This is a genomic window from Lactococcus protaetiae (genome assembly GCF_006965445.1).
Lineage (GTDB): Bacteria > Bacillota > Bacilli > Lactobacillales > Streptococcaceae > Lactococcus > Lactococcus protaetiae.
Window position 1 is genome coordinate 2,304,857 of record NZ_CP041356.1, and the last position, 13,474, is coordinate 2,318,330.

The following is a 13,474-nucleotide window of genomic DNA, read 5'->3' on the forward strand; positions in this document are numbered from 1 at the left end:
TTTTGACATTCATACAAACTCACTCCAGCTATTGCGCAACGCTCAGAATCTTATTTCACAGCCTTTGAGTACCAACAATTTGCACACCCTCTCTTACAATCATACCAAGCAAAGCTCAAAAAGGAGTTTAAAAACTCCTTAAATTTCTGCTCCATTTGTTTCGATTACTTTTTGATACCAAGCAAAGCTATCTTTTTTCAAACGCTGACGTGAGCCATTTCCCTCGTCATCAATATCAACATAGATGAAACCATATCTTTTTGACATCTGTTGAGAAGAACAACTCACAATATCAATCGGCCCCCATGCACAATAGGCAATAACCTCTGCTCCATCATAAATAGCACGCCCTACCTGCTCAATATGAGCCCCAAGATAATCCGAGCGATAACCATCATGAACCTTCCCAGACACGAGTTCATCATACATTCCAAAACCATTTTCAGCAATCAAAATAGGTTTTTGATAACGATCCCAATATTGTGATAATGTGTGATATAGCCCCTTCGAATCAATATTCCACCCCCACGGATTAGCCTCCAAATATGGATTTGTTGTAATGTCATACGGAATATAACCATTTTTATCCGCATCAACCATTTGAGAGAAGTAATAAGAGATAGCTAGATAATCCATTGGATTTTCCCGCAAAAGCATAAGCTCTTCATCTGTCATGTTAATTTTTAAATCGTGCTCTTTAAAGTAATTTAAAGCAACTTGTGGATATTCTCCTCTAAACTGCACATCCGTAAAAAGATACTGCATCCTGTTATGCCACAAAGCAAGGGTGACATCGTCTGGCTTGCAAGATGCAGGATAAGCTGTTCCATCTGCAACCATTGTACCAACCTGCAAATTTGGAATGTTAAGTGTTTTTGCATATTGTTGAATCATACTAGAAGCAACCATTTGATTATGAACAGCTTGATACTCAGCTTCTTCAATATTTTCATACTGATTACTGCAAATTCCAAGTGACAAGAAAGGTTCCACCTGAATCATATTAATTTGATTAATAACAATCCAATACTTCACTTTTTGACCAAAACGCTCCAGTAACACTTTACCATAGCGAACAAACAACTCAATTACCGCTTTATTCGTCCAGCCTCCATACTCCAAAGTTAAATGAATCGGCATTTCATAATGGAGCATTGTGATAATAGGCTCCATACCCACTTCACGAATTTTGTCAATCATTTTTTCGTAGTGTTCTAGCGCTGCTTCATTTGGCAGCATTTCATCTCCATTTGGAAATACTCTCGACCAATCAATAGAAGTACGAAAAGCTTTCATTCCAGTTTCAGCAAGCATTTCTAAATCTTTTTCATAGCTATTATAGAAATCAATCCCGTGACGTTTAGGATAAAAATGCTCCGTATCCAAAAGCGCTTTCTTCACTTGCTCAATTTTCATTCCTTCTTGCTCAAGGTGTTGAATTTCCATATTACTTAAACCTTTAAGATAAGGTTGAACATCCGATGAATTAGGCTTCTTTCCGTCTTGGGTGTACGCTCCATCTGCTTGTGATGCTGCTTGTGCTCCCGCCCACAAAAATCCTTCTTTGAAATAAGGGTATTTATTTTTTCTCACATCAATCCTCCTCGTCTTCGGCCCATTCTAAATCTTGTTGGACTGCTTGCTTATCATAAACTTTAAAAAATGGATAGTAAATTATCCATGAGATGGCAAAGATTGCCAATACAAAGATAACTCCTGCAATAGATTTCGTAATTATCCACCCAGCAATAGGTGCTGGTGTGTACCACATTTGAAAAGGTTGCGCTGGAATAGGAACAAGGTGAAGCTTCATTGACAACCATAATAATATTGGGGTAATTAAGCCAGTAATCCAAAACGGAATCATCAATATTGGATTAAACGCAATTGGGGCACCAAAGACAAGAGGTTCATTGATATTAAATACTGATGGAACAAGTGCCGCTTTCCCAATCATACGTAAACGTGATGATTTAGCAAGAAAAGCCATCATAATACACAGTGCTAATGTCGCTCCACCACCACCAATTAAAATTAATGTCGTAGCCTCTACAGTGAAAATATTTGTAGGTGCTTGTCCAGCAGCAACAGCTGCTTGGTTTGCAGCAATACCAGGAAGCTCAATCGCATAAATTACAGGAGTCAATACCCAACTGGAAATCCCAAAAGAATATAAGAAAGAAAATCCAAGGAACATTAATATTGTCAGCCCCAGAAACTTTGTCCCAAATTAATCAGCGGGCTGAATAATGAGTTAATCCCTTCGTATAAGTTAAAGTGAAGTTGGAAAGTAAATAACCAGCCTACCAGAAGGATAACGATAATTGGCAACAAAGTGTTAAACCAAATTGCCACAAAATCTGGAAGACCTGAATCCTCCCCGATAAAATTAAATTTCGTAAATAGATTCATGATAAAGGCAACAAATAAACCCGCAATTAACGCTGCAATCATACCGCCTGTACCAAATGAATTACTATCAAAAGTAATCGCACCTGTCGTTGTGTTTAATTTAGGATAAATCAAGATTAAGAAAAACGCCAATCCCGCCAATCCTGCTTGTTTCGAGATTTCAACATGATTTTTATGTTTCATCACTGAATTTGGAATCAAATACGAAAGAAAAATTGAGAAGAGTCCAAATGAAAAAGTACCAATCATTGAAAAATCTGGAAAGCCCTTGACATAAATATTGACAAGGCTCAATACTGTAGCAAATGAACCAATCAAAATCATTGGCATTGCTGCCATAATCGCCTCTTGAATAGCTGCAATCCAAGCATTTTTGGCAAACTTATTCACTTTTGGTGCAAAACTGTCGGTCATCCAGCCCATAAATTTGTTCATATCATTTTTCCTCCAATCGTTTGTAGAGCTTGATAATTTCCTTGACAAGATTGTACTCTGTTTTTACAGTCATTACATGGTCTTGGGCATGACCAAATAATGAAGAGTAAGGAATTTCAATCCCTTCTGCTTCTTTTTGTAGGGTTGAGGTTTGAGCGCGATGTGCCTCTATAAGCTCATCATTTGCTTGTTTCATGAGTTGATTTACTTCGTCAAATTGCCCTTCTGCCGCTTTATTTGCAGCCTGAAAGATAAAATCACGCGCATTCCCCGCATGAAGAATAGTACTCATTGAAATTATTGCTAACTCGTCACGCTCTATTATTTCTTTTTCTTCCACTAGTCTTCTCCTTCAAACTGTTTTAGAGCAAACTGGACTAATCCTTTACCATCTAACGCTCCATAGACACGTTGTGGAATAATGTTATATTTGACATGATTTGTTTCACAAAGTTCCTTGACTTCATCAATCATGTACTTTAAATGAGGAGCAACGAGAAGTAAATCAATTTCTGGTAAAGAAGCTTCAACCTCTGTTTCACTTTTTGCTTTAATTTCAATATCTGCGCCGAGTTTTTTTGCCGCTTTACGTGCTGCTGCTGCCATAAACCCAGATGATGCACCTGCACCACAGGTCAATAATACTTGTTTTGTCATTTTGTTCTCCTAAAATATTTAATAAGTTTTACCACCGAAGTAATGAATGGAAATCTATTGTTTCGATGATTTCATTGTAGCAAAAGTTATTTTTTTCCTCTGCCAAATTTTTTTCCTACTAAGCGGAAGTTTTTTTGAATGCGTTAACATTAACGATATGAAATTACTGAATTTTTGACAAAAACTGATCATCGTCGTAAACTATAATTAAGCTGCTACGAGGTGCTCCAAGTTTTTCATAATTGGCTGATTTATCTCGTGATGACAGCTGTGTCCCACATTTTTGTAGTTAAAATCTTAATGTTTTTACTAAATTTTTGAGTGGAACTTGTTTAAAAAATATTATTTAATTTAAAGGAGAAATATAATGTCAGAAATGAATGATGCTACCACAGGTCCAACAATACGTGAAGTGGGTGCTACTGCTATCGGTGCACATACGACGGTTACCATTGGTGGCATGACCTGCGCGCATTGCGCAAATACCGTTGCCCAAGCTATTTTTGATGTTCCCGGTGTTATCGCTGTTAAAGTTTTTTTGGAAGAAGGGAAAGCAATGTTTGATACAAATGCTGAGGTATCATTAGCTGATGTTGCCCTCTCAGTCGAAAAAGCTGGCTATAAACTTGTGTTCTAAGATTATTAGAACTTATATCACTTTTTCTTAATTGGATAAATAAATGGAAAAACAGTCAAGAATCACCATCCTTTGACTGTTTTTCTTTTATAAGTCAACCAAATGCCCCTACTTTTTACTTTTGGAGCTTCAGGCTCTGATGCTGTTTAGTTTCTAAAAACTCCTTTTAGAAATTAAAGTTTGCCTAGATGCAAGATGGTATACCTGCAACTGCTAAATCTGCTAATACAGGCTTAGAGATGAACGAGTATAAACAAACAGATAAATGATACGACACAGAGATGAGATGAAGAAACTAAAAGTTGAAATAGTGTTACATCACATTGACCATATCTTTGAAACTGTTGTCTCACCAAAAATAACTTATTATTGACTTGACATTTATATTATAAAATTATAATATAATAATATGACGAATTATAATGATATTGCAGAATTTTTTAAGCTTTTTTCAAATGAAGGACGTTTAAAAATTATCTCAACACTTGCTACGAGCGATTCAACTGTCAATGAAATTGTTGAAAAGAGTGGACTATCTCAGTCCCTTGTCAGTCAACAACTCAAGTTACTCAAAAATGCACGGATTTTAACAAGCGAAAAACGTGGAAAAACTGTGACATACAGTATTTATGATCGACACATTCTCCATTTACTCAAGGATGTTTCAGAACATTTAGGGGAGCATTTAGATGAATAAAAAATTATCTTCTACAAAACATAAAAAGCACCATCACACTTTGGATGCTTTGACTTCACAAAATGTCACAATTGTTTTTGTACTCAACTTTTTCTTTGCAATTTTGGAGTTTATTTTTGGATTTTTGTTTAATTCGACTGCGATACTATCTGATGCTGTCCATGATACAGGAGATGCTGTTGCTATTGGTTTAGCTTGGTTTTTCCAAAAATTCTCTAAGCGTGGTGAAGACAATAAATTTTCCTTTGGTTATCAGCGATTTAGCCTTTTAGGAGCCATCCTTACGAGTGTTATTTTGATTACTGGTAGTTTTGTTGTACTCTTTGAGTCTGTGCCTAGATTATTAAATCCGCAACCAGTTCAAGCTTCTGGAATGTTTGGTTTAGCGATTTTTGCAATTGTTGCTAACGGATTCGGAGCGTGGCTTCTTGCACGCGGTTCTTCTCGTAATGAAAGCATTTTAAATCTCCATGCTTTGGAGGACGTATTGGGATGGCTTGGTGTTTTGATTGTTTCCATTACTCTCCATTTTGTAGATTGGTATTGGTTAGACCCACTTTTATCAATTGCTATTGCACTCTTTATTTTGAGCAAAGCACTGCCAAAATTCGTGGGTACTTTGCGCATTTTGCTAGAGTCTGTGCCACTTGATGTTGATTATTCTGATTTACTTCTTGAATTGGAAAAGCTTCCAGAAGTTCGTGCTATTACTCAACTCATTATATGGTCTATTGATGGTGAACAAAATGCTGCAATGATTCATATTTTGATTCCTCAAAATCAAGATTTTACTGAGGCAAAAGTTGCTGTTAGGAAGCTTTTAGAGGCACACCATGTTTGTCAATCTGCGATTGAGCTCGACGAAACACAGATTGAACATGAATGTCACTTGAAGTATGAAAAGTAAAAAAAAACGACTTCTTACAGAGGTCGTTTTTTATTAAACTTACTGACAGAAATCTGTCAGCACTTATCAACTTTTGTCAGTGATTTAGCGAGTTTGTCCTGTCCCGTCAATCAAAAATTTTGTGCTTGTCAGTGCATCAAGTCCCATTGGCCCACGTGCATGAAGTTTTTGTGTGGAAATGCCAATCTCTGCACCCAATCCGAAAACAAAACCATCAGTAAAACGCGTTGAAGCATTGACATAAACGGCTGCCGAGTCAATTTCATCTTGAAACTTTTGAGCATTGAAATAATCATGGGTCACAATTGCTTCTGAATGATGACTTGTATATTTATTGATATGCTCAATCGCTTCATCAAGGCTATCAACGATTTTGACAGACATCACATAATCCAAATATTCACATCGAAAATCTTCGTCAGTTGCTAACGTAGCTTCTGTCAGTACTGACAGCGCTTTTTCATCAGCACGAAAGTCAATTTTGTGAACTTTGTCTATTTCTTTTTGTAATTGTGGTAAGAATTGGTCTGCAATCTTTGCGTGAACAACAAGGCTCTCCGCGGCATTACAAACACTTGGGCGCTGTGTTTTTGCATTAATGATGATTTTTATTGCCATCTCGAAATCAGCTGATTCATCAACAAAAATCGTGCAATTTCCAACGCCTGTTTCAATGACTGGAACGGTCGCTTTTTCTTTAACTGTATTAATTAATCTACTACTTCCACGTGGAATAAGGACATCAAGATAAGCGGTTGCCTGCATCATTTTCTCTGCTTCTGCATGACTCGTGTCGCTCAAAAATTCCACTGCTGACTCTGGAAGATGACTACTTTTCAGATTTTCTTTGATAATTTTCACTAAAATCATATTTGAAAACAAAGCATCTGAACCTCCACGTAGAAGCACTGAATTTCCCGTCTTAAAACACAGAGAAAACGCATCAACAGTTACGTTTGGACGACTCTCAAAAATCATTCCGACAGCACCTAAAGGTACTTTTTTCTGCACAATTTTTAACCCATCAAGATTCGTAAAACCTTGCACAAGCTGTCCAATCGGATCAGGCAAACCAGCTACTTGTCGCAACCCTACTGCCATGTCAGCAATCCGCGTTTCTGTCAGCCGCAAGCGGTCAACCATAATATTGGAAATTCCATGCGATTGGGCTTTTTCCAAATCCTTTTGATTCTCTGACAGGATTCTGTCAGTATTTTTAATGAGACTATCAGCCAATTTCATCAAAAAATTATTCTTATCAATTGTCTGAACTTTCGAAAGCGCTCGGCTTGCTATTTTTACTTTTTGCCCAAGTTCCTCAATCATTAATTTTCCTTCCTATTGACTGACAAAGTTTTTATCAAAGTAAGTGCGTGCTATCTCCGCCTTGCGGCTACGATGTCGATGATTGCTAAGGCGCTGAAGCGCCCAGTCGCAATCGCAACACCCCTGGATGAAGTAGCACTAACTTCGAATTTCGTCCGACTGCCCTAGGGCGTTAGTGCTTTAGCACTTAGGCTTCTGGGACAGTGTGACCTCATATCGAAGATGTGAGGTTGTATCCTAAATTCATTGGCGAGTTGCCCTTTTATCAGTCGCTTTGGCGACTAGAGAAAATGGACAAATGTTTTACGAAATTCCCACTGATTAAGTCTTGACTTCATTCTGACAGAATTATTTTCGATAAAAATAAGTGCCAATTTCTTTACCCGCAATGATTTCACGAATCTCACGGATTCTGGCGCCATTTGTCAGTACCATTTCTTGCCCATTCTCAAACAAAATTTGTGCTGCGGACAGCTTAGAAGTCATCCCTCCTGTACCAAAGCGACTCCCAGCTCCACCAGCCATTTCGCGCAATTCATCTGTAATTTCATGGATTTCTCTAAAAATCTGTGCATCATCATAGATTGTCGGATTTTTGTCATAAAGTCCATCAATATCAGACAGCATAATCAGCAAGTCAGCATCCACAAGCTTCGCAACGATTGCACCGAGTTTATCATTATCACCAAACTTCGTCTGATGATCCATTTCATCCACCGCGATGGCATCATTTTCATTGATAATCGGGATAATATTCATCGAAAGCAACGCTGAAAGCGCATTTTCTGCATTTTCCCGACTTGTTGGAAAATCCGTAACATCCCGCGTCAGAAGTAACTGAGAGACTTTCTGCGAATAACGCCTAAACATCTGCGTATAAAGACTCATTAGCTCGACTTGTCCAATTGACGCTAAAGCCTGCTGCGTTGCGATGTCGGCAGGTCGTTTGTCCATTTCCAAAACATTTAATCCTACCCCTACAGCACCTGAGGTCACCAAAATCACTTCATAACCTTTATTATTCAAATCAGATAAAACAAAAGCAAGTTCATCAATATTCGATAAATTAATTTTTCCATTTGGTAAAATCAGCGAACTTGTTCCTATTTTTATCACAATTCGCCGAAATTTCAAAATATTTCTTCTCGTCATAATCAACAATTATACCAAATGAACCACAATTTTGCTGTAAAAAATCAATTTTTTCCCTATAAAATTTTCTATCATCTTCGCTTCGTTTCACTGTCCATTCTCGCTATCTCCGCTTTGCTCCACTGTCGATTTCACTATCTCCGCAACTTCGTTGCTTCGCTGTCCATGCTCGCTATGGTGCTACGTGCTTCGCACGCCGTTCTGCGAACGGTCTGCGCCGCTGTCCGTTTGCTTAACTGCTAAAGCAGTAAGAGCAAAAGGTAAAGCACCTAGTCGCAGTGGCAGGCCACTAGGTGAAACAACTAGCATATCCATTGCTGCCTTAGCGCAAACGGCTATTCTATAAAGTGGCAAGTTCAAATCGCAATCTGCTAAAGCAATAAGTCGAATCGCAGTGCTGACAGAAATTTCATCAGTCCAGAACACACTTCTCGGCTCTGTCAGCAAACCAATTCGCAAATCATCAGTACTTATCAACGTTTATCAATACTGACCGAACGTTCTTCCAACATTTTTTTCACAAAATCAGGCATTTCGGAAGCCGCCAGTTTTTCATCAATACTGATAGCATTGCTGTCAGCAGTCTTCTCAGCTACAGCATCCTCATAAGCAGAATGCTGCTGTTCATGCCCATCCAATCGTTTCTCTCCAACAAGATTTTGAATCGCTGTAATGTCTTGAGAAACCTCTAAACATCCCAAATACTCCCCTGTTTCCTCATCACGCATCGCAAAATATCGAATATAAACTTTTTTATTAAAACGATGTAAATCAATCCAAAACTCTGCTGAATCCCGAATTCCTGCGTGAAAATCTTTCAAAATTTTATCCACAGCATCAAATGACTTTGGTGGATGACAATCAATTACTCGTCTACCTACAACAGATTTCGCACGTGGAAAAATCCGCTCACCACCAGAGAAAAACCGAACAATATCATCTTTATCCACAAAACTCAAATCCACAGGCAAAACATTAAACAATGCAGTCAATTCGTTAAGGTGCATGATTCCAGTTGGCAACACGACAACACCGTCACCCTGCGCCTTTTCCCAGTCATACTGTCGCTTAACACGCTTAGGTTTGACAATTTCAGCACCACCATCTGCCGCAATTGCCGCTGTCATTTCCTTTGCTGACTCAATCGCAGCAAGACGCTCTGGCTCTCGTTCAGTTTCAAGCGCACGTGATTCACTTGAGGCTTTCCACTTCAAAGGTTCTGCGATAAATGAGTAACCAATCTCACTAGAATCCCGCTCAATCTGCTCCCAATCATCCAAAGAAAAAACATCCAAACACATTGGAATCATGATTGCCTCTTCCTTAAAAATCATCTCTTCAATCTCAGTAATCACATCATCCAGCATCTCACGCAAAGGATTCAAAGCAACTTTACCTGTTTTAAGATAGACTAACAGCTCTTTTATCATGTCGCGCACAGCATCATCCACACCCCACATCACCTTTGGTGGCGCTGTAATACCATATTTCTCCATGTAACTAAAAATCAATGTTTCTTTTCTCGTATAATGTTTATCAATATTATACAAATCTTCGAGTGCGGCAAGCAAGCGTTCCAGAAGTTTCCAATCTCCCTTTTCAATCTTTGCAAAAACCCAACGAATTTCATCATTCAAAAGCGATGCAATGACTTGATTCTCAAGTTTCAGCGTATGTACAGGATGTCCAGGCGTATTTTCCTCCAAAGAAGATTTATGAATATCTTTGATTGAACCTTTAAAAACCGCCGCATGGACATTACATAACTTTTGAATTTCTGATGGACTCAATCCTCCCTGAATCAAAGCTTTTTCTGCACCAGTAATCTCTGAAACATCCACACCATCAAACTCTTCATTAAAAATTTTCTTTGCTTCCTCAAAAGAACCCCCTTCATGAAGCAAGGTCAAAATCTCAACAATTCTTTTTTGGCGGTCAACTGTTGTTGACTTTTTCATATCTTTATTCATTTTTTATCTCCATTACAAATCATCTCAGAACACACACTTCCTGCACCATTCTGCAAACGTTCTACGCAACTCCGTTGCTCCGCTGTCCTTTTGATTGCCATTTGGCGTTGCCTCTATTCTTGTCACTTTAGTGACTTAGAGATAGAGGACAAATGTTCATCGGCACTTTGGTGCCTTACAGCCAATGGTCATGCGAAGCTAGGGGCTACAAAAGGCAAAGCCACAAGTCGAGTCGCAAAGCGCTAATACCCTAGGGGCAGTGGAACGAAAACAGCACTTGCCAAGTTAAACAGTATCAGAGCTTACAAATTCAAAACCATTTTCAGCAAAGACTCGAACAATCTCCTCCCAGTCAATGTGTTTCATCTTAGCTCCCATCGGAATTGTTGCCATTCGACCCGCTGTTTGTAGCATTCCTGGCATCTTAATTTCGTGGAAACCTAATTCGTCCATCAACTCCACAATTTCAGGATAAGCTGTCGCCAAATCATAAAGTTTCGCATCTATATTAAGTTGAATCATCTTCTTTTCTCCATCTCACACTGTTCTATTTCCATATCTTAAGCTCATTGTAAAAATCAACAATCCTTTACATAGAAATGAAAGTTTTCGTCAACACAAACAACCTCTTGTGATTAACACATCACGCAAGTCAAAGTTGCACATAAGAAAAACACCATTTTCTCATGATTCTATTTGCTGTAAAAAGTTTTTGACACCTTATTTTAACAAAATATCTCTTATTTGAACAGAAAGAAAAAAGCCTAGATTCCTCAAAACCCAAGCTTCATATCATTTTTTTAGAAACTACAAACTTCTACTCAAAGAGCTAGCTTCATTTATACTTCCAGTATTGTGAACTCAATTTATACCAAAAGACGTCACACCAATTTCCGTCATTATCTTGACTTGCTGTTCTTTCAATTTTGTCCAAGTCAAATCCCAGTTTTCTCACCAACGCTCCTGATTTGTCGTTATCTAAAGTTTCTGCCACGATTTCATCAACTTCTAATTGTTCAAATGCATACTCAATCAATCGCGTAACTCCCTCATAGGCGTAACCTTTGCGCCAATAATTACGATTTATCCACCACCCTATTTCAAAAATATTAGCTTGTTCTGAATAAAATGGCTTAAATAGCAGATAACCTAACAGTTTTCCATTCATTTTTTCTTCTACCGCAACGGCTTTTCTCCCACTGATACAGAAGTTCTGCAAAAATTCCTTAGTTTGCTTTAAAGAATAGATAGGTTCACAAAATCTCATTGTTTCTCTATCTCCAAAAATTTCTTGTAAATCTTCTAAATCACTTTCTTTAAAATCTCGTAAAATCAAACGCTCTGATTCAATTTCCATCGTATTCCCATTCTCCTAATACTTGTTTAACCAAGCAAGTGTCTGCTACCTTCGCCCTTTGGGCTACGCTGTCCACACTCGTTATAGTGGGCTAAACTCTGGACAGTCGCTGTGGTAACCTAATAAAGCAGCAAAGCGAAAGGTTCGCTACGCTATCCATTTGCTTACCAAGTGGCAGTATAACTGCAGTTAATCTGACTAATCAACTAAAATTATTTAGTGATTAACCAGTATAAAGCACTAGTTGCACAATTGCTAAAGATACAATCCCAACAAGAACAATAAGCAGCAAATTTTTAGTTAAAATTGCTGCTATCACTGTTGGGATAGAGGCCCATAAATTATTCCAATCCACTGAGGGAAAATGTCCCAAATGTTGCACAAATAGATTGGATACCCATAGTGCAGACATAATCACAATCGGAACAAAGCTTAAATACTCGACTAAAAGCTTAGATAAAGTCATTTTTTTTAGCAAAATAAAAGGAAGAACGCGCGAAAGCCAAGTCACAAGTCCACATCCTAAGATAGTTAATAAAGTAAATTCAAAAGAAGACACGTTTAACCCCACTCCCACAGCACATACAATCAAAGTCACAAATAGGACAAGTAAATTACTCGGAATAATCATCAAACCAAAATAGAATAAAACAAAAGTTATTCCAATCATTATTAATTGAAGAAGCTTTCCTAGACTTTTATCGCTAATGAGTTGCAAATATAAAAGACCAATGAACATCGCGATAACCGCAAATCCCAAGCCCAACTTTCTTGGGTCTGTCAAAAGGTTTCCTAGTAACGCCCCAACAACAGTCGCCACATTCCAAACCATATAAGACAAAAGATTTGCCGCATTAAACCAAGGAAAACTAAGTTTTCCTCCTGTATAATTTTGCTTGTTCATCCCCAGTGCGAAACTTTCGTCTGTCAACAAAGTGCCAAGAAAAATATTTTTGAGCAAACTTTCTTTTTTAAAGTAAGAGGCAGTGGTCATGCTCATCAAAATCATACGTGAGTTAACCAAAAATACACTCAAAATAATTGATAGAATAGGACTTTTATCAGCAAGTAGTGTAATCATGATAAATTGAGCTGAGCCAGCATATACAATCAGCGACAACAAAAAAACAATCAATACGCTAAAATTAGCTGCATGCCCAATCATTCCAAATGCTAAGCCAATTCCGATATAACCAAAAACCGTTGGCAAAGTATCTCGCAATCCTTGTTTAAAAGTCAGTTCTGAATTCATAATCTCTCAAATTTCTAATGCTATAGCTAAGCCACTCTAAAATCCAACCAAGATTGCTCAAAAATTAATTGAGTTCGGTGTGCTAGAAGCTAGGAAAATAGATGCTCCGCTGTCCATTCGCTCTATGCGAGTAAACTCGCTAGGCGAAATGGCAACTTGGAACCTGTCCTTGCGGACAGAACCTCAATTTCCTAATTTTCTACGCTTCTGAACGAGCGCACCTCACATCTTATTTTCGTCAGACTGAGGCGGAAGGACGCAGGGTTGCTGGCGCAAGTCAAGGACGGCAACGAAAGACTGACGGAAAATTTGAGGGATTTTAGAGTGGCTTGGTTATATTTACTTCTAAATACAACTACCCTACTGAAATAATATATTTAGCCAATGAGCAAATCCATCTTGAATCGCTCTAAAATAGTGTGTTTATCCATTATATAAAAAAACAGGGAATTTTTCCTGTTCTAATAAGGCTCATTGAAGTTTTACTACTGTTTTATCAAAGCAAGTGCGTGCTATCTCCGCCTTACTATGCTATCGATTTCACTTAAGCCACTAGGTGAAACAACTATCCTATCCGTTGCTGCTTTAGCGCCAACGGCTATCCTATAAAGTGGCAAGTTCAAATCACAATCTGCTAAAGCAGCAAGGCGAAATGGTTCGCTACGGTGCTAG

15 protein-coding genes and 1 pseudogene are annotated in these 13,474 nt (G+C 38.1%); 3 read left to right on the forward strand and 13 right to left on the reverse strand.

Features of this window, described 5'->3' with window-relative positions:
- Positions 1-138 precede the first annotated feature (138 nt).
- The 5 genes from FLP15_RS11005 to FLP15_RS11020 are packed head-to-tail and all read right to left on the reverse strand — an operon-like array spanning position 139 to position 3,504.
- Positions 139-1,593 carry a glycoside hydrolase family 1 protein gene (locus FLP15_RS11005; protein ID WP_142767151.1) on the reverse strand — a complete coding sequence of 485 codons (1,455 nt, stop codon included), beginning with the start codon at positions 1,591-1,593 and terminating at the stop codon, positions 139-141.
- 1 nt (position 1,594) lies between these two features.
- Positions 1,595-2,197, reverse strand: a complete 603-nt coding sequence (locus FLP15_RS13645; protein WP_280954073.1) for a PTS transporter subunit EIIC — start codon at positions 2,195-2,197, stop codon at positions 1,595-1,597.
- A gap of 8 nt (positions 2,198-2,205) precedes the next feature.
- The gene (locus FLP15_RS13650) at positions 2,206-2,847 is read right to left on the reverse strand and encodes a PTS transporter subunit EIIC (protein ID WP_280954074.1); all 642 of its coding nucleotides are present in this window, start codon (positions 2,845-2,847) and stop codon (positions 2,206-2,208) included.
- Between the two features lies 1 nt (position 2,848).
- Entirely contained in the window at positions 2,849-3,187 is a 339-nt protein-coding gene (locus FLP15_RS11015; protein WP_142767152.1) for a PTS lactose/cellobiose transporter subunit IIA, read from the reverse strand.
- Positions 3,187-3,504 (reverse strand): PTS sugar transporter subunit IIB, encoded by a 318-nt coding sequence (locus FLP15_RS11020; protein ID WP_142767153.1) that lies wholly within the window; start codon positions 3,502-3,504, stop codon positions 3,187-3,189. Before FLP15_RS11020 ends, FLP15_RS11015 begins: the two co-directional genes overlap by 1 nt.
- 367 nt (positions 3,505-3,871) lie before the next feature.
- Between FLP15_RS11020 and FLP15_RS11025 the strand changes: the two genes are divergently transcribed.
- The 3 genes from FLP15_RS11025 (at position 3,872) to FLP15_RS11035 (ending at position 5,745) form a co-directional block, all read left to right on the forward strand.
- Positions 3,872-4,141, forward strand: coding sequence for a heavy-metal-associated domain-containing protein (locus FLP15_RS11025; RefSeq protein ID WP_142767154.1), 270 nt, complete (start codon positions 3,872-3,874; stop codon positions 4,139-4,141).
- Between the two features lie 409 nt (positions 4,142-4,550).
- Positions 4,551-4,838, forward strand: coding sequence for an ArsR/SmtB family transcription factor (locus tag FLP15_RS11030; protein ID WP_142767155.1), 288 nt, complete (start codon positions 4,551-4,553; stop codon positions 4,836-4,838).
- Positions 4,831-5,745, forward strand: coding sequence for a cation diffusion facilitator family transporter (locus FLP15_RS11035; protein ID WP_142767156.1), 915 nt, complete (start codon positions 4,831-4,833; stop codon positions 5,743-5,745). Before FLP15_RS11030 ends, FLP15_RS11035 begins: the two co-directional genes overlap by 8 nt.
- 84 nt (positions 5,746-5,829) lie before the next feature.
- On the opposite strand, the gene FLP15_RS11040 is transcribed toward FLP15_RS11035, so the two are convergent.
- From FLP15_RS11040 to FLP15_RS11070, 8 genes and pseudogenes are all read right to left on the reverse strand, one after another.
- Positions 5,830-7,071: a glutamate-5-semialdehyde dehydrogenase gene (locus FLP15_RS11040; protein ID WP_142767157.1), complete on the reverse strand. Its 1,242-nt coding sequence runs from the start codon at positions 7,069-7,071 to the stop codon at positions 5,830-5,832.
- 348 nt (positions 7,072-7,419) lie between these two features.
- Positions 7,420-8,223, reverse strand: coding sequence for a glutamate 5-kinase (gene proB, locus FLP15_RS11045; protein ID WP_190288300.1), 804 nt, complete (start codon positions 8,221-8,223; stop codon positions 7,420-7,422).
- A gap of 180 nt (positions 8,224-8,403) precedes the next feature.
- Positions 8,404-8,700: a hypothetical protein gene (locus FLP15_RS11050; protein ID WP_142767159.1), complete on the reverse strand. Its 297-nt coding sequence runs from the start codon at positions 8,698-8,700 to the stop codon at positions 8,404-8,406.
- Positions 8,697-10,193: a DUF438 domain-containing protein gene (locus tag FLP15_RS11055; protein WP_142767160.1), complete on the reverse strand. Its 1,497-nt coding sequence runs from the start codon at positions 10,191-10,193 to the stop codon at positions 8,697-8,699. Before FLP15_RS11055 ends, FLP15_RS11050 begins: the two co-directional genes overlap by 4 nt.
- Positions 10,194-10,478: 285 nt before the next feature.
- Positions 10,479-10,715: a DUF1858 domain-containing protein gene (locus FLP15_RS11060; protein WP_120772055.1), complete on the reverse strand. Its 237-nt coding sequence runs from the start codon at positions 10,713-10,715 to the stop codon at positions 10,479-10,481.
- Positions 10,716-11,028: 313 nt separating this feature from the next.
- The gene (locus FLP15_RS11065) at positions 11,029-11,550 is read right to left on the reverse strand and encodes a GNAT family N-acetyltransferase (RefSeq protein ID WP_142767161.1); all 522 of its coding nucleotides are present in this window, start codon (positions 11,548-11,550) and stop codon (positions 11,029-11,031) included.
- A gap of 223 nt (positions 11,551-11,773) precedes the next feature.
- Positions 11,774-12,121, reverse strand: a complete 348-nt coding sequence (locus tag FLP15_RS13325; protein ID WP_425351495.1) for an AzlD domain-containing protein — start codon at positions 12,119-12,121, stop codon at positions 11,774-11,776.
- Positions 12,098-12,802 (reverse strand): annotated as a pseudogene (locus FLP15_RS11070) (AzlC family ABC transporter permease); the annotation flags it as partial. The gene FLP15_RS13325 and the pseudogene FLP15_RS11070, both read right to left, overlap by 24 nt.
- Positions 12,803-13,474: the final 672 nt, after the last annotated feature.